The following is a 19,231-nucleotide window of genomic DNA, read 5'->3' on the forward strand; positions in this document are numbered from 1 at the left end:
TTCATTTGCATACGTTAGGGGCAATTCGCCGCACACGCTACTTGGCTCAGTGAAAATCCCGGCTGCGTACATCCATGCCATCGAGCAGGGCGGACAGATCGGTCAGCCGCCCGGCGATCAGATGCCGCACCTCGCCCACCGCTTCCCAGCGCCCATCGACCTTGAGCAGGCGCGATCCCACCAGGGCCAGGCGCTGGCGTTCGGCGAGGTCGCGCCAGACCACCACGTTCAGGTTGCCGAATTCATCCTCCAGGGTCACGAATGTCACCCCGCTGGCGGTGCCGGGCCGTTGCCGCCCGGTGACCAGCCCGGCGACGCTGACGTTGCGCCCATGCTCCACGGCCATCAGCTCGCGGGAGCTGCGGCAGCGACGCTGGCGCAGCTCGGCGCGCAGCAACGCCAGCGGATGCGGGCCGAGGGTGGTGCCGAGGGTGGCGTAGTCGGCGTGCAGGTCTTCGCTGACCGTGGGCGCCGGCAATGCCACCGCGGCTTCGTCAGGGCTGGGCAGGCCGGCAAACAGCCCCAGTTGTTTATGCACCCCCGCCACCTCCCAGCGTGCGCGGTGGCGATTGCCGGCCAGGGCGCGCAGGGCACCGGCATCGGCGAGCAACGCCTGGGCACGCGAGTCCAGCTCGGCACGCCGGTCCAGGTCGGCGATATCGCTGAATGGCTGCTGCCGGCGCGCCGCTACGATGCGTCGGGCATCCTCTTCGCGAAACCCCGAGATCAAGCGCAGGCCCATGCGAATCGCCGGTTGCGCGCCGTCGATGGGCTCCAGGCTGCAATCCCAGTCGCTGGCCTGCACATCCACCGGGCGGACCTGCAAGCGGTGACGCCGCGCATCCTGCAGGATCTGGTCCGGGCTGTAGAACCCCATGGGCCAACTGTTGATCAGCGCGCAGGCAAACGCCGCCGGTTCATGGCATTTGAGCCAGCAACTGGCATAGGTCAGCAAGGCGAAACTGGCCGCGTGGGATTCCGGGAAACCGTAGCTGCCGAAGCCCTTGATCTGCTCGAAAATCTGCGCGGCGAAGGCCTCGGTGTAGCCGTTTTTGAGCATCCCATCGCGCAACCGCTCGCGGTGCGGTTCAAGACCACCGTGGCGTTTCCAGGCGGCCATGGAGCGGCGCAGCTGGTCAGCCTCGCCGGGGCTGTAGTCGGCGGCCACCATGGCGATCTGCATCACCTGCTCCTGGAACAGCGGGATGCCCAGGGTGCGTTCCAACACGGTTTTCAATTGCGGGGATGGATAAGTCGTCGGTTCTTCATTGTTACGCCGCCGCAGGTACGGATGCACCATGCCGCCCTGAATCGGCCCGGGCCGCACAATGGCGACCTCGATCACCAGGTCATAAAAGGCCTTGGGCCGGAGCCGTGGCAGCATGGCCATCTGCGCCCGCGATTCGATCTGGAACACGCCAATGGTGTCGGCCTTGCTGATCATGGCGTAGGTGGCCGGGTCATCCTTGGGGATGCCAGCCAGCGACAGGTCGCGACCGCGATGCTGGCGCAGCAAATCGAAGCAGCGACGGATCGCGCTGAGCATACCCAGGGCAAGAATATCGACCTTGAGCAGGCCCACCGCGTCGAGGTCGTCCTTGTCCCACTGGATGATGGTGCGCTCGGCCATGGCGGCGTTTTCCACCGGCACCAGGGTGTCCAGCGGGTATTCGGAAATCACGAAACCGCCGGGATGCTGGGACAGGTGCCGAGGGAAGCCGATCAGTTGCTGGGTGAGGGTCAACACGCGATGCAGGATCGGCGTGTGCGGGTCGAAGCCTGCTTCACGCAGGCGCTCCAGGGGCGGCGCATCGTCACTCCAGCGCCCGCAGCAATCGGCCAGGGCGTTGATCTGGTCCGGCGGCAGCCCCAGGGCCTTGGCAACGTCACGTACCGCGCCGGCGGCGTGATACGTGCTGACCACCGCCGTCAATGCCGCGCGGTGGCGGCCGTAGCGCTGGAACACGTACTGCAGCACTTCTTCGCGGCGTTCGTGTTCGAAGTCCACGTCGATATCCGGCGGTTCATTGCGTTCCTTGGACAGAAAGCGCTCGAACAGCAGGCTGGTCAGGCTCGGGTCGATCTCGGTGATGCCCAGGGCAAAACACACCGCCGAATTGGCCGCCGAACCGCGCCCCTGGCACAGGATCGAACGGCTGCGGGCGAAGCGCACGATGTCATGTACCGTGAGGAAATAGCTTTCGTAGCCCAGATCGCTGATCAGCTCCAGTTCGTGGTCGATCTGCTTTAACGTCTTGGCCTCGACGCCGTGGGGCCAGCGCCGCGCCATGCCTTCTTCGGTGACGGCCCGCAGCCAGGTTTTAGCGGTATACCCCTCGGGCACCAATTCACGCGGGTAGTGGTAGCGCAACTGGCCAAGGTCGAAGGTGCAGCGGCGCGCGATAGCCAGGCTTTCGTCGAGCAGCGCCTGCGGGTACAGCGCGCCGAGGGCATCCAGGCTGCGCAGGTGCCGCTCGCCATTGGGGTGCAGGCGCGTGCCGGCCTCGGCCACGCTGACGTGATGGCGGATGGCAGTCATGGTGTCTTGCAGCGCGCGGCGCCCACGCACATGCATATGCACATCGCCACAGGCTACCGCCGGTATTTGCAGGCTGGCGGCCAGGTTCAGGCGTTGCTGCAAGTGGCGCGCATCGTCCTGGCCGCAATGCAGATGCACCGCCAGCCACAGGCGCTCGGCGAACGTGCGGCGCAGCCATTGGATCGACGCCTGGGTGTCGTCGTCAGCCGCCACCCACAACGCCAGCAGGCCGGGCATCGGTTGATCGAAATCCTCTTGCAGCAGGCGATAACTGCCTTTTTCCACGCGGCGGCGCGCCACGGTGATCAGCCGGCACAGGTGCTGGTAGCCGCTGAGGTCTTGCACCAGCAGCACCAGTTTCGGGCCGTTTTCCAGGCGTACCTCGCTGCCGATAATCAGCGGCAAGTCCACCGCCTTGGCCGCCTGCCAGGCGCGCACGATGCCCGCCAGGCTGCACTCATCGGTGATTGCCAGCGCACTGTAGCCTTGGGCCTTGGCCCGCTCGAACAACTCCAGCGCGCTGGATGCACCGCGCTGGAAACTGAAATTGGACAGGCAATGCAGCTCGGCGTAGCTCATGCAAACCAGCCTTGCAGCCACAAGCCATCGCTCTGCCCCACGTTGCGAAAAGCCCAGCCGCGCTGGCCGGTGCGGGTCTGCACCAGGTAATAATCGCGGCGGATGTCGGCGCCGTCCCACCAACCGGACTCGATGCGCTCCGGGCCCATCAGGATATGCACGCCCTGCTCGGCCAGCGGGCTCGGTTGCGGCAGCAGCCAGCCGGGGCGCTGCACCTTGTTCAAGCCCTGGCAGGCACGCGGGTCGGCCGCCGCTTGCCAGGCACACTCCGGACGATGGTCGGCATGAAAGCGCAGGCCCTGCACGGCGTCATCCCCCAGGCGCGCGCGCAGGCGTTCACGCAATTGCTCCCAGGGCAGGGTTTGTTGCGGGCGCTCGTCGAACAGGTCCTGGCGTTGCGGCACAAATACCGGCAGGTCTTCGGCCAGCAGGCGAAGGCCGCGCACCGGTGCACTGACCTGCACTTGCTCCAGGCGCCCACGGGCCAATTCGAACAACATGCCCGGTTCGCGCTCGGCGCTGAGCAGGCCGACCTTGATCACGCTGTCGGCGGCCTGGGCGTGCTCCAGGTGCAGGTCGAAACGTTGCACGCCACTGTCGCGACCACAGAGGAAGGCGGACAAGTCGGCGGTCAAGCGTCGCAGCGGGAACAGCAGCGCCTGGTGGGAATGCACGTCGAAATTCAGTTCGATGCGCACATCGAACTGGTCCGGCGGCTGGTAAAAGTCCAGTGCCAACGGGCGCCTGCCGCTCAAGGCATCCAGGTGCTGAAGCAGCCCTGCCTCAAACCGACGCGCCAGGGTGTGCCGAGGCAACGCCTGCACGTGGGCCAGGGTGCGCAGGCCCATGCGCGACAATGCGGTGGCTGCCTGTGGCTCCAGGCCCGCGCGGTCGATGGGCACCGGGGCCAGGGCCTGCAGCAAGGCGGCGTCATCGGCCACGGCCAGGCCATCGTAGAGATTGGCCAGCACCCGCGCCGCCGCCGGGTTGGGCGCGGCGACGATGCGGTGGCGAAAGCCCAGCTCGGTCAACTCCTTGCGCAGGCGCGCTTCGAACAGCGGCCAGGGCCCGAACAGCCCCAGGCTCGATTCGATTTCAAACAGCAAGGCGCGGGGGTAATACACGCTGACCTGGGAACTGAAACGGTAGGCCCAGGCCGCCAGAAATTGCTGCCAACGCTCAATCTGTACGGGGTCGTATTCGGCGCTGGCAAAGGCTTTGACCAACGCATGGGCCGCCGTCAGGGACTGACCGGGCCGCAAGCCCAACGCACGCGCGGCGGCATTGACGGTTTGCAGCACGCGCCGCTGCGGCGTACCGGCGAGCAAGGCCAGGGGCGCATCCGGCTCGGGGTGCAGGCGCTGCACCCCGTCCAGCGCCAATTGCGGGAAGACAATACACACCCAGCGCATGGCAAGCTCAGTGCCCGGCCAACGCAATCGGCGCCGGATGGGCCAGCCCGCCGCGGCACTTGAGCACGCGCACCTGGGCGGGCCGGGCCTCGACGGCCAGGCGTAACGCGGCAGGCGATGGGTTGATGGCTTCGCCCAGGGCGCGCCAGGCAAAGGCCAGGGTCTGCCCGGTTTCGGCCGCCACCTGCAAACGGCGCAAGGCACGGTCATCGGCCTGATGCGGCCAGCACAACACGGCGCCGCAACTGCCGGAACGCAGGCACTGTTCCACGGCCCACAGCACGTCGCGTTCCTCGGCCTGCACCACTGAGAGCTGACGCACATCCACCCCGGCGTTCTGCCAGGCATGGGGATACGGCGTATAGGGCGGTGCCACCAGCACAATGCGCTCGCCTGCCGCCGATAAGCGCGCCAGGGTCGGCAGCACCAGTTGCAGTTCGCCCACGCCGTCCTTGGCCATCAGGATTTCACTCAAGGCCGACGCCGGCCAGCCGCCGCTGGGCAGCACCGCATCCAGCGCCGCCAGCCCAGTGGGGTGCAGGCTGGCCGGCGGCGCGGCGGGCCGGCCTTTCCAGACGCGGCCGCCATTGAACAGCGCGTCCAGGGCAACCACGGCGCCCATCAGCCTTGCCTCACCAGGCCGCAGAATACGCCTTCGATGGCCAGGTCCTGGTCGGGCCCCACCACGATGGGTTGGTATGCGGGGTTGCGCGGCAACAGACGCACGCTGTCAGCGTTGCGTTCGAACCGCTTGATGGTGACTTCGCCGTCCAGGCGCGCCACCACGATCTGCCCGTTCAAGGCCTCGGCACTGCGCCGCACGCCCACCAGGTCGCCGTCGAGAATGCCGTCTTCAATCATCGAGTCGCCCTGCACCCGCAGCAGGTAATCCGGGATCTTCGCGAAAGTGGCCGGGTCCAGCTGCAGGCGGCTGTGCACCTCGGCGTCGGCGCCGATCGGCAGGCCGGCGGCGACACGCCCAAGCACGGGCACATCCAGCCATTCGGGCCGCGCCGGCTGATTGAGCAGGCGAATGCCACGAGCCTGGTTGGGGTTGACCTCGATAAAGCCGGCGTCGGTCAGCGCCAGCACATGCTTGCGCGCCACACTGCGCGAGGCAAAACCGAACGCCTCGGCGATCTCGGCGAGGCTGGGGGGCTGGCCTTGCTGCGCGATACGGTCGCGGATAAAGGTCAGGATGGCGGTACGGCGGGGGGTCAGGTCTGTCATGGAGTACATTTGTACTCCTGTGGGAAATTTCTGACAATAGCCGTCAGTCGGGCGCATTCACCTGACGAAAAGTCGATCAGTCCGGTAAGGGAATTACCCGTAGTGGTCGCACAGACTTGTAGGAAAAACTCGAGTAGATCTCTTTGACACACGGCAACGTCTGCAGCACCTCGCGGGCAAATTCGCCAAACGACTCCAAGTCCCTGGCCACCACTTCCAGCAAAAAGTCATAGCGCCCCGACACGTTATGGCACGCCACGATCTCGGGAATTTCGAGCAACCGCTGTTCGAAAGCGCGGGCAATTTCCTGGGTGTGACTTTCCATCATGATGCTGACGAACGCCGTGACTCCATACCCCAGCGCCTTGGGCGACAGGATCGCCTGATAACCACTGATCACCCCGCTCTCCTCCAGGTTTCGCACCCGGCGCCAGCACGGCGAAGTGGTCAGGGACACGCGCTCGGCCAGTTCGGCCACGGTGAGCCGGGCGTTGCTTTGCAAAGCGTTTAACAGGGCTTTATCGGCGCGATCGAGTGGAATGGGCATAACTTGCCTCTGAACGTTATTTTTATCGGCATTTCATCCCCATAGACGGGATTTGGCAGCAAACTTTGCAAAGTTCGGCCGTGATTTTGAGCATAGCATTGTAGGAAACAAGGAGCGCCCGACATGCACAATAAACACAAGACATTCGGCTTTTCCACCCGTGCCATCCATCACGGTTATGACCCCAAGGACCACCATGGGGCACTGGTGCCACCGATCTATCTGTCGGCGACCTTTGCCTTTCCCACCGCCGAATACGGCGCGGCCTGTTTTGCCGGCGACGCCGACGGGCATTTCTATACGCGCATTTCCAACCCCACCCTGGCGTTACTCGAATCACGCATGGCCAGCCTGGAAAACGGTGAAGCAGCAGTGGCGTTCAGCTCGGGCATGGGCGCGATTGCCGCGACGTTCTGGACCCTGTTGCGGCCCGGCGATGAGGTGATCGTCAGCCACACCCTCTACGGCTGCACCTTCGCTCTGTTGCACCACGGCATCGGCGAGTTCGGCGTCAAGGTGCGCCATGTCGACCTCACCGATCTGGCCGCGCTGCAGGCCGCGATCAGCCCCGCCACGCGCATGATCTATTGCGAAACCCCGGCCAACCCCACCCTGCAACTGGTGGACATTGCCGCCGTGGCCGCCCTCGCCCACCAGCAACCGAATGTGACCGTGGTGGTCGACAACACCTACTGCACCCCTTACCTGCAACGCCCCCTCGAGCTCGGTGCCGATGTGGTGGTGCATTCGGCCACCAAGTACCTCAGCGGCCACGGCGATATCACCGCCGGCATCGCCGTGAGCAACCAGGCCCTGGCCCGGCGCATTCGCCTGCAAGGCCTCAAGGACCTGACCGGCGCCGTGATGTCGCCCCAGGACGCGGCGTTGCTGATGCGCGGCCTCAAGACCCTGGCCCTGCGCATGGACCGCCATTGCAGTAACGCCCAGGCGGTGGCCGAAGCCCTGCAGGCGCACCCGGCCGTGGCGCAGGTGGCTTACCCAGGGCTGGCCTCTTTCCCACAACACGCATTGGCCGCACGGCAGATGAGCCAGGCCGGCGGCATGATCGCCTTCGAACTCAAGGGCGGCATCGACAGTGGCCGCCGCTTCATGAACGCACTGCAACTATTCACCCGCGCGGTCAGCCTGGGCGATACCGAGTCGCTGGCCCAGCACCCGGCGAGCATGACCCATTCCACCTACACGCCGCAGGAACGCGCGCAGCACGGTATCAGCGAAGGGCTGGTGCGGTTGTCGGTCGGCCTTGAGGACGTCGCCGACCTGCTGGCGGATGTGCAGCAGGCGCTGGCCAAATGCACCCGCCTGGCATCGCGTTCCAAAGCGATGGCAATGCCTGCAATGAGATAACGCCGGGGGCGCCCGCAACCCTGTCGCGGCACCGGCCCGGTCGGCTTTTTGCGGATTGGATCCCCATCGCGCCGCCGGGCTGTACTAGCATAGGCCGCGACAGGAACGGCTATGCATGCTGCATCCCGTCGCTACAGGCCATTATCTGCATTCTTCATGGACGAAATGATGAACTCACAGCTGTTCCCACAGATAGGCAAAGTCATTGCCAGCACCGGCAGTCGCCATTTCCCACGCATGTTGCATGACCTGATCCTGACCCAATTGGCCGTGGACGCCACGCACATCACTCAATTGCGCTTGAGCGCCCAAGGCCACACGCGTCGCAGGATCAGCCCGGTATACACCGACTCGATCAGCGCCCTGGGACCGGAACAACCCGCCGCCCAACTGCACCTTACCCGGCGCAAGGATGATGTGCGCTACGTGCTGTCAATGTATCGCGCGCATCCGCGGGACACTTTCTCGGCACAGGAACTGAGCATGCTGCAGGACTTTTCCAGCCTGCTACTGCCGATGGTGGAAAAGCACATCACCGCGCTCCACCCCTGCCGCCCCGATAACGAGCCGAGGGTACCGGCGCATCAAGGCATCGAAACCCTGCGCCGGTGCATCGAAGAACGCCTGGTGGAATCGGGCCTGACCTTGTCCCGGCGCGAGCTGGAAGTATGCGTAGGCCTGTTGGCCGGGCGCACCGCACCGGAACTGGCCGAACAACTGGCGTTGAAGGTCAACACCATCGAAAGCTACCTCAAACGCGCATCGACCAAACTGGGCATCAGCGGGCGGCATTCACTGTTGCGGTGGATGTACTCGACACAGGGGACAGCCAGTTCTTAATGGGCAGCGAGCCGTTGCAGCCGGTCACACTTCGCGCGTGCGGACCTTCAAATGCCGCGCATACCAGGGGCGCCTCGGCACCCGTTTGAACAAGCCTTTCAACACCTCTTCATCCGCGCCGAACGTGATGCGCAGCGCCAGTTTCATGGTTTCCGGGTCCATCTCCATCGATTTGCCCATCTGCAGCCCCGGCGTGGTGCTGCAACCATGGGTGTCCGGGCCGAGCCAGGGGTCGCCGACCTCGACCCAGCGCCCCTGGGCGAACCAGGCGATGCCGTTGACGTCCAATCGGCTGACTTCGCCGGGGTGGAAGCGCTCGTGGGCGCGGTACCAGTCTTCGATGCGGTCGTCGATCCAGCCATGGAAGTGCCAGAACACGGGATTGACGTGGGAAGAAAACGGGTCGCCGAGGAAGTCATTTTCCGCGGCGTACCAGCGTGGCGCGAAGTCCGCCGGGTCGCGGGCGAACGGTACCGGCGCGCCGTTGGACGGGTCGCGTGGTACCGAAGCCCAGCGCATGTGCAGCCAGTCGTGCAGGCCCAACTCCATTTCGGAACCCAGTTGCCCCAGGGTCAGTCTGGCCAGGTAGCGCGGGTCGCGGTATTGGGATTCCCACACCTGGAAATTGCTGTGGTAGGTCTCGGCGGCCTTGATGTCGCTGACCCACTGGGTGTAGTCGCCGTCATCCGGAGCCGACCAGGTCGGTGGCAGTGCGAAACCGTCATGGTTGTCGAAATAACGCACAAAGCCCAGGCGGTCGCGTTCCAGAGGCGGTTGCGGGGCGGGGAATTGCGGCCATGAAGGCAAGTCCTGCAGGGAACGCGCCTTGGCCAGCATGTGTCGGTGCATAAAAAAGAAGTCGATACCCGAGCCGTTGCGGTCTTTGTGGTCACCGCGCGCGTCGCGCTCCTGACCGCGCGGGCCGGGTTGCCAGCCGATGCCGCGCAGGGCGTCGCGTTTGTCTTCGGGGAGTTTGTGCCATTGGTCACGGGTGGCGTGCCATAACTGGTGGAACAGGCGATGTTCGGGGGCGATCAGCCAGGCCAGCAGGGTCGGATTCAGGCCAATGCGCTGGCGGGCTTCGGGAAATGTGTGCTTGTGGGCGATAAAACGGTTGTCGCGTTCGGTCATCGCCAATGGGCGATTCAGGTCGAGGATCTGCCCGCTGAGGGTGCTGCTGCCGGCGTTGGCGAAGTCGGCCCAGACTTCATCGAGGGTCATTTTGAATTCGTAGGCGGGCACGCCGTCGGCAGCGTCGCGATCGATCAGGCGCCAGTAGAGCAAGGCACCCTCACCCGTCACCAGGTCGCCGAGCACGCGGTAGCGCGGCTCGCCCTCGGCGCACAGGTTGGCGGCGGTGTCCAGGTAGCCGCGCAGGCCCCGGCCACGCGGGGCGATGTCCAGCAACAGTTGCAGGCCTTCCCGCGGCAGGCCCTTGAGCCCGGCGTCGCGACCGTCCAGGCGCAGGTCCCACACCCCGCGCAGGGTATTGGCCAACTGCTGCCCGGCGGTGTCGGCCAGGGTCACCGTGGCTTCACCGGGGGTGATGGGCACTGGATCTTCGCGCGTCAACTCGCGATGGGCATAGTAAGCCGCCGGCACCACGGCGCCCGTGAGCGCCAGGCCGGCGATGAAGCCACGTCGAGAGAGGGTCATTGTCTACCTTAGGAAACGCCTTTATCAGAGCTAGAACGTACGCAGCCCAAGGAAATTTAACGCACGCGGCCCCGGCCTAAATTTCACCGCCCACGGCTCGTTCCTCCCTGATAGCGAAGGCCTCAACTGACTGAGATGGCAATGACAAAACCACGTTCGAACAAGGCGCTGTACATCGGCCTGCCCCTGGCGCTGGCCATCGGTGCCGGGGCTGGCTGGCTGGCCTGGGATCATTGGTTCAAGGGCAACGCCGGTTACCCGCTGGCGGTGATCAAGCAGGCCAACGAGCTGCAGGACCGCGTGCTGTCGTTCGACAGCCATATCACCGTGCCCATCGATTTCGGCACCGCCGGCAACGAGGCGGACAAGGATGGCGGCGGCCAGTTCGACCTGGCCAAGGCGGCGCGCGGCCGCTTGTCCGGCGCGGCGCTGACGATATTTGGCTGGCCGGAAATCTGGAACGGTCCCAACGCGCCGCACAAGCCAACCGAGGGGTTTATCGAGGCCGCCCGACACGAACAGGAAGTGCGCTACAAGATCATCAGCGGCATGGTGCGCGACTTCCCCAACCAGGTCGCGATCGCCTACACCCCGGCTGACTTTCGGCGCCTGCACGGCGAGGGCAAGTTCGCGATTTTCATCAGCATGCTCAACGCCTACCCCCTGGGCAACGACCTGAACCAGCTGGACCTGTGGGCAGCGCGCGGCATGCGCATGTTCGGTTTCAGTTACGTGGGCAATAACGCCTGGTCGGATTCGTCGCGCCCGCTGCCGTTTTTCAATGACTCGGTGGACGCGCTGGACGGCCTCTCGGACATCGGCAAGCAAGCCGTGCGGCGCCTCAATGACCTGGGGGTGATCATCGATGTGTCGCAGATGTCGACCAAGGCCCTGGAGCAAGTGGCACAGCTGAGCCGCACACCGATGGTGGCCTCGCACTCGGCTCCGCGAGCGGCGGTCGATATTCCGCGCAACCTCAGCGACAAGGAACTGCAACTGATCAAGCAGAGCGGCGGCGTGGTGCAGATCGTCGGTTTCTCGGCTTACCTGCGCCCACTCAGCCAGCCGACCCAGGACAAGCTCAACCAACTGCGCGCGCGCTTCGACCTGCCGCCCCTGCCCAACCTGGCCATGGCGCTGATGCCGGGCGACGCGATCATTGCCGCCTGGCCCGAACAGAAGTTCGGCGAATACGCCAGTGCGCTGTACGCCATCCTCGATGAAGAGCCGAAGGCCAGCCTCAAGGACCTGGGCGATGCCATCGACTACACCGTGCGCAAGATCGGTATCGACCACGTCGGGCTGTCGTCGGACTTCAATGACGGTGGCGGCATCGATGGCTGGAACAACGTCGGCGAGATCCGCAACGTCACCGCCGAGTTGATCCAGCGCGGCTACTCCGAAGCGGATATCGCCAAGCTGTGGGGCGGCAACTTCCTGCGGGTGTGGGACCAGGTACAACAAGCCGCCAAGCCAATGGCCCAACGTTAATCAGCCACGAAGTAAGTCCATGACCGACCGTCGTACGTTTCTCAAACAGGCTGGGGTGTTTGCCGCCAGCCTGCCGCTGGGTGCCGCCCTTCTGCCCCAGGCCGTGGCCAGCCCCCCGGCGGACAACCCATGGACGGGTTTCAAGCAACTGTTCAACCAGGACCCGGACTACCTGCACTTTTCCAATTTTCTGGTGGCGTCGCACCCAAGGCCGGTGCGCGAGGCCATCGAACGCTACCGTGCCCAGATCGACCGCAACCCGGGCCTTGCCATGGACTGGGACCTGCAGGAAACCTGGAAACGCGAACGCCAGGTGCGCGAATGGGCCGGGCGCTACCTCAAGGCCACGCCGCCGCAGATCGCCCTGACCGGCAGCACCTCCGAAGGCCTGGCGATGATTTACGGCGGCCTCCAGGTGCGCGCCGACCAGGAGATCCTGACCACGGTCCACGAGCACTACGCAACCCAGAACGTGCTGGATTTTCGCGCGCGCCAGCAAGGCACCCAGGTGCGGCGGATCAGCCTGTTCGAGAACCCCAGCCAGGTCTCAGTCGATGAAATCCTGGGCAATATCCAGCGAGCCATCCGCCGCCATACCCGCGTGCTGGGCATGACCTGGGTGCAGTCCGGCAGCGGCGTGAAGCTGCCGATCGGCGAGATCGGCACGCTGGTGGCCGACGTCAACCGCCACCGCGACGAGCGTGACCGCATCCTGTATGTAGTGGACGGCGTGCACGGTCTGGGCGTGGAAAACCTCGACTTCCCGGACATGCACTGCGACTTTCTCATCGCCGGCACCCATAAATGGATGTTCGGCCCGCGCGGCACCGGCCTGGTCTGCGCCCGCGACCCCGAGAACAAATACGTCACGCCCATGGTGCCGACGTTTTCCGAAGACAAAGACTTCGCCACCATCATGACCCCTGGCGGCTTCCACGCCTTCGAACATCGCTGGGCGGCGGACGAGGCGTTCAAGCTGCACCTGCAACTGGGCAAGGCGCCGGTGCAGGCGCGCATCCATGCGCTCAACAGCGAACTCAAGGAGCAGTTGCAGGCTCATCCGCGCATCGAACTGGTCACGCCGCGCCGCGAGGAGCTGTCGGCGGGCTTCACGTTTTTCCGGCTCCGGGGCCAGGACTGCGAGGCCGTGGCGGCACACATGATGCGCCAGCGCGTGGTCATCGATGCGGTGGACCGCGATGTCGGCCCGGTGATCCGTACCGCCCCCGGCCTGCTCAATTCCAGCGAAGAGATCCAACGTTTCATGACCCTGCTCACCGCACGGGCGTGATGCCTATTTTTACTTTTTGAACCCGAGGCCCCCTATGCGTGCATCCCGATTCAACCCCTTGACCGCCCTGGCCCTGGCCGCCGCGTGCGGCGCCTGCCTGCCGGGCCTGGCCCACGCCGCCGCACCACCCGCCGGCAAAGTGTTCAAGGACTGCAAGGATTGCCCGGAAATGGTGGTGCTGCCCGCCGGCACTTTCACCATGGGCACGCCGGAGGATGAAGTCGGCCGCGAGCCGGACGAAGGGCCGATGCATGAAGTGACCTTTGCCAAGCCGTTCGCCATGAGCCGCTTCCAGATCACCGCCGGCGAATGGGACAGCTATATCCGCCAGACCGGCGTCAAAATCGCCGACGGCGACACCCGCCCCGGCCGCGAATGCATCGCCAGTAAACCGCGCTACCCCCAGGGCCCACGTCAGCCGGCGGTGTGCATGGACATGGACGATATAAAAAACTACGTGGCCTGGCTGTCGAAAAAGACCGGCCAGCAGTACCACATGGTCAGCGAGGCCCAGCGCGAGTACGCGGCCCGCGCCGGCACCACCGGGCCCTTCCCCTTCCCGTTCGATGCGGGCAAGGGCTACAGCATCGCCGAACACGCCAACACCTACGGTCCGGCGGACGGTTACAGCTACTCCTCGCCGGTGGGCAGCTACCCGCCGAACGCGTTTGGCCTGTACGACATGCACGGCAACGTCTACGAGCGCGTGGCCGATTGCGAACACTCCAATTACGTCGGCGCACCTACCGACGGCAGCGCGTGGATGGAGCCGAACTGCGAGGCTTACCAGATCCGTGGCAATGACTGGGGCGAAGCACCGGTGTTCTCGCGCTCGGGCAACCGCAACAACATCTACCCGCAGACGCGCGGGGACTGGATTGGCTTCAGGGTCGTGCGCGACCTCTGATTGTGTTGTGGTGAGCAGGGCAAGCCTGCTCACTACCAATAAACATCATGGTCTAGCTTTGCTTGGCCAGGCGCTCCAGCCCTTCATGCAAGGCCGGGAACAGGCTGTTGTTGAAGTTGTTCCAGCGCAGCTCAAGGATGGTGTCGTCCGGTGAGATCTCGGTCTTGAGTACGTCGTGGAACACTTCGCCGGAGTCGATGCCGTTGTCCACGTAGTGGAACGACGCACCGGTCAGATACAACGGTTCACACGGCTGCGTCTCCCGGGTTGCCCAATCCACCACGGCTTGTCCACGGGCACCGTACAAGGCATTCCAGGTGGCGTAGGCACCCCGGCGCTCATAGGGCGATTCGATACGGGTAATACCGGGGTGAATGTTCATGATCCGCCGCGCAAACGGCGCGCCCGGCCGCACCAGTTCATCGAGAATCACCAACAGGCCGTCAAGCACCACGATATCCGCCTTCAATTCCACCAGGGTGTCATGCAGGCGACGTTCGAAGTCCTGCTTACCGGCGATGTGCTCGGCACTGCCCCTTGGCAGGCGGCGATAGGTGGACGGCACGCTCAGCAGCAGGTCGTTGACCCGATTGCCCTGCACCCGCAGGTCGGTCGGGTACAGCCACTGGCGACCGGGTTGGCAGGCAAAGCCATAGTCGGCCATCAATTGCTGGTCGCGCGGGTTGTGCTCGTCATCGTCATACACCACGCCCACCAGGTTGTAGGCCTCGCCCAGCGGCGTGTCGTTGAGCGAACCCACCAGAAACTCCAGCACCGATTTCATATAGCGCTCGTGGTCCTTGTAGGCCACCAGCTGCCCGGCCTTGTCGGCGGCGGCATTTCTCAGGGACCACACATACACCAGGTTTTTCTTCGTCATTGTTTCGCTCTCGCTGAAGGGTTCACGCACGACGCGGCTACGCGTGCGCCTACAGAACAAGAACGAACCAGCTTCCGGGCAATTTATCCGCCGTCGTCACCGCCGGGCGCGACGAGCTAAATCGTCGCGCCGGTGCTTCGTTTGTCATGGGTAAGGGTCTGTGTGCCCAGCCCTCTTTTCACTTTCCGGGAAGTACTTATGACCGACCCCAAGCGCGGCGCCTTCAACGGTCTGCTCGCATTGCTCAGGCCCTTTCGCACCCTCGTCACGATCTCCGTGGCCCTGGGCATGGCCGGCGGCCTGGCTATCACGTTGCTGCTGGCAACGATCAATAACGCCCTGCACTCGCCCCAAGGCATGACCCAAGGGGTGATCCTGACGTTTGCGGCGCTGTGCGTGCTGGCGCTGGTCAGTTCGATCATTTCCGACATCGGCACCAATTACGTCGGCCAACGCATCATCGCCGCACTGCGCAAGGACCTGGGCGAGAAAGTGCTGTCGGCGCCAATCGGTCAGATCGAGCGCTACCGCTCCCATCGGCTGATCCCGGTGCTGACCCACGATGTCGACACCATCAGCGATTTTTCCTTCGCCTTCACCCCGCTGGCCATTGCCGCTACCGTTACCCTGGGCTGCCTGGGCTATCTGGCCTACCTGTCGGTGCCGATGTTCCTGATGATGGTAGTCGCGGTGGTGATTGGCAGCGCGGTGCAGTTCATCGCCGGCGGCAAGGGCATTCAGGGCTTCGACCTGGCCCGTAGCCACGAAGACGACCTGCAGCGTTACTACAACGCCATTGCCTCCGGCGCCAAGGAACTGCGCATGCACCGTCCACGGCGGTTTCGCATGAACACCCACCGAATCAAGGAAACCGCAGACCTTATCAGTGATATCCAGGTGCGCTCGGTGAACATCTACATCCTCGCCAAGACCTTCGGCTCGATGCTGTTCTTTGTGGTCATCGGCCTGGCGCTGACGATGCAGGCCTACCATCCGAACCCTGACCCGACCGTAATCACCGGTTTCGTCCTTGTGCTGCTGTATATGAAAGGCCCGCTGGAACATCTGCTGGGTTACCTGCCGGTGGTCGGCAAGGCCAAGATTGCCTTTGGCCGAATCAGCGAATTGTCAGAGCGTTTCTCCTCGCCCGAACCTCACCTGCTGATGGATGACAGCGAAGCGCCGCAACCGCTGGTCAACCGCCTCGAACTGCGCGGCGTAACCTACAGCCCACCGGCGGTGGAAGGCAGCGAGCCGTTCCACCTGGGGCCAATCGACCTGAGCATCGCCCAGGGCGATATCGTGTTCATCGTCGGCGAAAACGGCAGCGGCAAGACCACCCTGATCAAACTGCTGCTGGGCCTCTACCCGCCCCAGTCAGGGGAAATCCTGCTCAACGGCAAGAGCGTGACCGACCCCGAGCGCGACGACTACCGCCAGCTGTTTACTACGGTCTTCGCCGATTACTACCTGTTCGATGATTTGGTGCAGGGCAGCGCCGCGCAATCGCTGGACAGCGCCGCCAAGTACCTGGAACGCCTGGAAATCGCGCACAAGGTCAGCGTCAAGGACGGCGTATTCAGCACCACCGACCTTTCCACCGGGCAACGCAAGCGGCTGGCGCTGGTCAACGCCTGGCTGGAAGAACGCCCGGTGCTGGTGTTCGACGAATGGGCCGCCGACCAGGACCCGGCCTTCCGCCGCATCTTCTATACCGAACTGCTGCCGGACCTCAAACGCTTGGGCAAGACGATCATCGTGATCAGCCACGACGACCGCTATTTCGACATCGCCGACCAATTGGTGCGCCTGCGCGCCGGCCAGGTGGTGCACGAGATGGCGCCGGCGTGAATTTTGTTTTTCCGGTTTCCGCGGGTAGGAACGTCTCACTAGTGGTAATGAGAACCAGCCTCAATAAATACTTATAATTTGCCCACTTAACATTCCAGAAGAGAAGACATCCATGCCAGCACGACTCGGTCTCAGCCCACTGAGCAAAGCGCTCTCCATGCGTCGGGCCCTGAACATCAACCTCCTGCCGAGCGCCCTGGCCCTGGCAGTGTCGCTGCCGGTCGCCGGCTATGTGCAGGCACAAGAGATCGAGTTGGATATTCCCGCGCAGTCGCTGGGGAGCGCGCTGCAGACCTTCGGTCGCCAGGCCAACGTGCAGGTGCTCTATAGCCCGGGCGATGTGCAAGGCAAGACCAGTACGCCAGTCAAGGGCAAGCTGGACCCGCAACAAGCGATCAATACCCTGCTCGCCGGCACCTCGACCACCCACAGCCTCAACGGCAACTCCCTGACCGTGACCGCCGCCGGCGCCACCACCGGGCTGGAGCTGAGCCCGACCCAGGTGACCGGTAACGTGCTGGGTAACATCACCGAAGAGTCCGGCTCCTACACGCCCGGCACCATCGCCACCGCCACCCGGCTGACCCTGACGCCGCGGGAAACGCCGCAGTCGATCACGGTGATCACCCGTCAGCACATTGAGGACTTCGGTCTCAATAACGTCGATGACGTGATGCGTCACACACCCGGCATCACCGTGTCGGCCTATGACTCGGACCGAACCAACTACTATTCCCGCGGTTTTTCGGTCAACAGCTTCCAGTACGACGGTATTCCCTCCACGGTGCGCAACGTCGGTTATTCGGCGGGCAATACCCTGAGCGACATGGCGATCTACGACCGTGTCGAGGTTCTCAAGGGCGCTACCGGGCTGCTCAACGGCGCCGGCTCCCTCGGCGCGACCATCAACCTGATCCGCAAGAAACCGACCTCGGAGTTCAAGGGTCACCTGCAACTGGGCGCCGGTTCCTGGGACAACTACCGCAGCGAAGTGGACGTGAGCGGCCCGCTGACCGACAGCGGCAACGTGCGGGGCCGGGCGGTCGCGGCGTACCAGGACAAGAACTCCTTCATGGACCACTACTCGCGCAAGACCGAGACCTACTACGGCATCACTGAATTCGACCTGTCTCCCGACACCATGCTGACCGTCGGTTTCGACTACCAGGACAATACGCCCAAAGGCTCCAGCTGGTCCGGTTCGTTCCCGTTGGTCAACTCCAACGGCAGCATCAACAAGATGCCCCGTTCCTACAACAACGGCACCACCTGGAGTTCGTGGGAACAGAACACTCGTACAGCTTTTGCCATGCTCGAACATGATCTGGGAGACGGCTGGGTAACCAAATTCCAGCTGGACCACAAGATCAACAGTTACCATGCCGACCTCGCCTCCATTCAGTTCGTGCAGCCGGCAGCCGACGGCACCGCCGAGATCAATGGACAGAAATACACCGGCGAGACCAAGAGCACCTCCGCCGACCTCTACGCCACCGGCCCCTTCAGCCTGTTTGGCCGCGAACATGAACTGGTCGTGGGCGGCTCGATCGGCACCTCGCGCTGGCAAGGCAAAGGGTACTGGTCGCCGGAGTGGCCACAAGGCAACAAAGTCGATTTCTATAACTGGAATGGCCATATCGCCAAGCCGATCTACGGCCCGGTGCAACAGTACATCGATGACACTATCCGCCAGTCCGGCACCTATATGACCGCCCGCTTCAACGTGATGGACGACCTGAACGTGATCCTCGGTGGGCGCGTGGCCAACTACCATGTGACCGGCAACAACCCTTCCTACAAGGAAAGCGGCCGTTTCGTGCCTTACGCTGGGGTTATCTACGACCTCAATGACAATTTCTCGGTGTACACCAGCTATACCGATATCTTCCAGCCACAGGAAAGCACCTACAAGGATCGCAACCAGAGGCTGCTGGAACCTGACGAAGGGCAAAACTACGAGTTGGGCCTCAAGGGCGATTTCTTCGACGGCCGCTTGAACACCAGCATCGCCTACTTCGAGGTGCATGAAGACAACCGCGCCATCCCGGACGACGCCTATAACAACCAGACGCCGTCACCGCAGAATTACGCATTCAAAAGCTCCAAGGCCGTCACCAAGGGTTATGAGGCGGAGATCTCCGGTGAGCTGGCCCCTGGCTGGCAGGTCCAGGGGGGCTACACCCACAAGATCGTGCGCGATGAAGACGACAAGAAAATCTCCACATTCGAGCCGGAACATCAGGTCAACCTGAACACCACCTACAAGCTCAAGGGCGACCTGGACAAATTCACCATCGGCGGTGGCCTGCGCTGGCAGAGCAAGGGCTGGTACGAGATCTACAACTCGCCGCTGGACCGAAACCAGGACATCACCCAGAAAGCCTACTGGCTGGTGGACCTGATGACCCGTTACCAGGTAACCAAGAGCCTGTCGGCGACCGTCAACGTCAACAACATTTTCGACAAGTCCTACTACACCAACGTGGGTTTCTATAATTCGGCCGCCTACGGCGAGCCACGCAACGTGATGTTCAGCACCCGTTGGGACTTCTGATGTAATGCCTTGATCGCCCCCAGTGGTCAAACCAAGCCCGATGAGCGCCTTGCTTTCATCGGGCTTTTTCATGCCTTGCGCTCGTC

At 63.7% G+C, this 19,231-nt stretch carries 14 protein-coding genes; 7 read left to right on the forward strand and 7 right to left on the reverse strand.

Annotated features, from left to right (window positions below; translation table 11 throughout):
* Positions 1 to 46: 46 nt before the first annotated feature.
* The 5 genes from OSC50_RS13945 to OSC50_RS13965 all read right to left on the reverse strand — a co-directional run bounded on the left by OSC50_RS13945 (position 47) and on the right by OSC50_RS13965 (position 6,307).
* Entirely contained in the window at positions 47 to 3,139 is a 3,093-nt protein-coding gene (locus tag OSC50_RS13945; protein WP_266248941.1) for an error-prone DNA polymerase, read from the reverse strand.
* Entirely contained in the window at positions 3,115 to 4,530 is a 1,416-nt protein-coding gene (locus tag OSC50_RS13950) for a Y-family DNA polymerase (protein ID WP_181077098.1), read from the reverse strand. The genes OSC50_RS13945 and OSC50_RS13950 overlap by 25 nt, the downstream gene beginning before the upstream one ends.
* A 7-nt stretch (positions 4,531 to 4,537) precedes the next feature.
* Positions 4,538 to 5,152 carry a translesion DNA synthesis-associated protein ImuA gene (gene imuA, locus OSC50_RS13955; RefSeq protein WP_181077096.1) on the reverse strand — a complete coding sequence of 205 codons (615 nt, stop codon included), beginning with the start codon at positions 5,150 to 5,152 and terminating at the stop codon, positions 4,538 to 4,540.
* Complete coding sequence (gene lexA, locus OSC50_RS13960; protein WP_181077095.1) at positions 5,152 to 5,769, reverse strand: transcriptional repressor LexA; 618 nt, start codon at positions 5,767 to 5,769, stop codon at positions 5,152 to 5,154. Before lexA ends, imuA begins: the two co-directional genes overlap by 1 nt.
* 67 nt (positions 5,770 to 5,836) lie before the next feature.
* Positions 5,837 to 6,307, reverse strand: coding sequence for an Lrp/AsnC family transcriptional regulator (locus tag OSC50_RS13965; RefSeq protein ID WP_181077093.1), 471 nt, complete (start codon positions 6,305 to 6,307; stop codon positions 5,837 to 5,839).
* Between the two features lie 123 nt (positions 6,308 to 6,430).
* Here OSC50_RS13965 and OSC50_RS13970 point away from each other — a divergent pair, with 123 nt between their 5' ends.
* Together OSC50_RS13970 and OSC50_RS13975 are read left to right on the forward strand one after the other, a co-directional pair.
* Entirely contained in the window at positions 6,431 to 7,675 is a 1,245-nt protein-coding gene (locus tag OSC50_RS13970) for a methionine gamma-lyase (protein ID WP_266248938.1), read from the forward strand.
* A gap of 168 nt (positions 7,676 to 7,843) precedes the next feature.
* Positions 7,844 to 8,515, forward strand: a complete 672-nt coding sequence (locus OSC50_RS13975) for a response regulator transcription factor (protein WP_253506811.1) — start codon at positions 7,844 to 7,846, stop codon at positions 8,513 to 8,515.
* A 24-nt stretch (positions 8,516 to 8,539) separates the two neighbouring features.
* Here the strand turns inward: OSC50_RS13975 and pvdP are convergent, their stop codons facing one another.
* Positions 8,540 to 10,171, reverse strand: coding sequence for a pyoverdine maturation tyrosinase PvdP (gene pvdP / locus OSC50_RS13980; protein WP_266248937.1), 1,632 nt, complete (start codon positions 10,169 to 10,171; stop codon positions 8,540 to 8,542).
* A gap of 141 nt (positions 10,172 to 10,312) precedes the next feature.
* Here pvdP and pvdM point away from each other — a divergent pair, with 141 nt between their 5' ends.
* The 3 genes from pvdM to pvdO are packed head-to-tail and all read left to right on the forward strand — an operon-like array spanning position 10,313 to position 13,860.
* Entirely contained in the window at positions 10,313 to 11,662 is a 1,350-nt protein-coding gene (gene pvdM, locus OSC50_RS13985) for a pyoverdine-tailoring dipeptidase-like protein PvdM (RefSeq protein ID WP_181077086.1), read from the forward strand.
* Positions 11,663 to 11,681: 19 nt separating this feature from the next.
* Entirely contained in the window at positions 11,682 to 12,953 is a 1,272-nt protein-coding gene (gene pvdN / locus OSC50_RS13990) for a pyoverdine-tailoring periplasmic protein PvdN (RefSeq protein ID WP_266248935.1), read from the forward strand.
* Between the two features lie 34 nt (positions 12,954 to 12,987).
* The gene (gene pvdO, locus OSC50_RS13995; protein WP_253506804.1) at positions 12,988 to 13,860 is read left to right on the forward strand and encodes a dihydropyoverdine dehydrogenase; all 873 of its coding nucleotides are present in this window, start codon (positions 12,988 to 12,990) and stop codon (positions 13,858 to 13,860) included.
* Between the two features lie 52 nt (positions 13,861 to 13,912).
* Here the strand turns inward: pvdO and OSC50_RS14000 are convergent, their stop codons facing one another.
* On the reverse strand, positions 13,913 to 14,740 hold the full coding sequence (locus tag OSC50_RS14000; protein ID WP_266248933.1) for a formyltransferase family protein: 828 nt from the start codon (positions 14,738 to 14,740) through the stop codon (positions 13,913 to 13,915).
* A gap of 198 nt (positions 14,741 to 14,938) precedes the next feature.
* Here OSC50_RS14000 and OSC50_RS14005 point away from each other — a divergent pair, with 198 nt between their 5' ends.
* Both OSC50_RS14005 and OSC50_RS14010 read left to right on the forward strand, forming a co-directional pair.
* Positions 14,939 to 16,591 carry a cyclic peptide export ABC transporter gene (locus OSC50_RS14005; protein WP_266248932.1) on the forward strand — a complete coding sequence of 551 codons (1,653 nt, stop codon included), beginning with the start codon at positions 14,939 to 14,941 and terminating at the stop codon, positions 16,589 to 16,591.
* Positions 16,592 to 16,703: 112 nt separating this feature from the next.
* Positions 16,704 to 19,145 carry a TonB-dependent siderophore receptor gene (locus OSC50_RS14010; protein WP_181077077.1) on the forward strand — a complete coding sequence of 814 codons (2,442 nt, stop codon included), beginning with the start codon at positions 16,704 to 16,706 and terminating at the stop codon, positions 19,143 to 19,145.
* The last annotated feature ends 86 nt before the right edge of the window (positions 19,146 to 19,231 follow it).

The sequence above is a fragment of the Pseudomonas quebecensis genome (assembly GCF_026410085.1).
GTDB lineage: Bacteria > Pseudomonadota > Gammaproteobacteria > Pseudomonadales > Pseudomonadaceae > Aquipseudomonas > Aquipseudomonas quebecensis.

Bases quoted from the DNA above. Each gene is read 5' to 3' on its own strand.
- OSC50_RS13950 (WP_181077098.1), bottom strand. From the start codon at position 4,530: ATGCGCTGGGTGTGTATTGTCTTCCCGCAATTGGCGCTGGACGGGGTG.
- imuA (WP_181077096.1), bottom strand. From the start codon at position 5,152: ATGGGCGCCGTGGTTGCCCTGGACGCGCTGTTCAATGGCGGCCGCGTC.
- lexA (WP_181077095.1), bottom strand. From the start codon at position 5,769: ATGTACTCCATGACAGACCTGACCCCCCGCCGTACCGCCATCCTGACC.
- OSC50_RS13965 (WP_181077093.1), bottom strand. From the start codon at position 6,307: ATGCCCATTCCACTCGATCGCGCCGATAAAGCCCTGTTAAACGCTTTG.
- OSC50_RS13970 (WP_266248938.1), top strand. From the start codon at position 6,431: ATGCACAATAAACACAAGACATTCGGCTTTTCCACCCGTGCCATCCAT.
- OSC50_RS13975 (WP_253506811.1), top strand. From the start codon at position 7,844: ATGAACTCACAGCTGTTCCCACAGATAGGCAAAGTCATTGCCAGCACC.
- pvdP (WP_266248937.1), bottom strand. From the start codon at position 10,171: ATGACCCTCTCTCGACGTGGCTTCATCGCCGGCCTGGCGCTCACGGGC.
- pvdM (WP_181077086.1), top strand. From the start codon at position 10,313: ATGACAAAACCACGTTCGAACAAGGCGCTGTACATCGGCCTGCCCCTG.
- pvdN (WP_266248935.1), top strand. From the start codon at position 11,682: ATGACCGACCGTCGTACGTTTCTCAAACAGGCTGGGGTGTTTGCCGCC.
- pvdO (WP_253506804.1), top strand. From the start codon at position 12,988: ATGCGTGCATCCCGATTCAACCCCTTGACCGCCCTGGCCCTGGCCGCC.
- OSC50_RS14000 (WP_266248933.1), bottom strand. From the start codon at position 14,740: ATGACGAAGAAAAACCTGGTGTATGTGTGGTCCCTGAGAAATGCCGCC.
- OSC50_RS14005 (WP_266248932.1), top strand. From the start codon at position 14,939: ATGACCGACCCCAAGCGCGGCGCCTTCAACGGTCTGCTCGCATTGCTC.
- OSC50_RS14010 (WP_181077077.1), top strand. From the start codon at position 16,704: ATGCCAGCACGACTCGGTCTCAGCCCACTGAGCAAAGCGCTCTCCATG.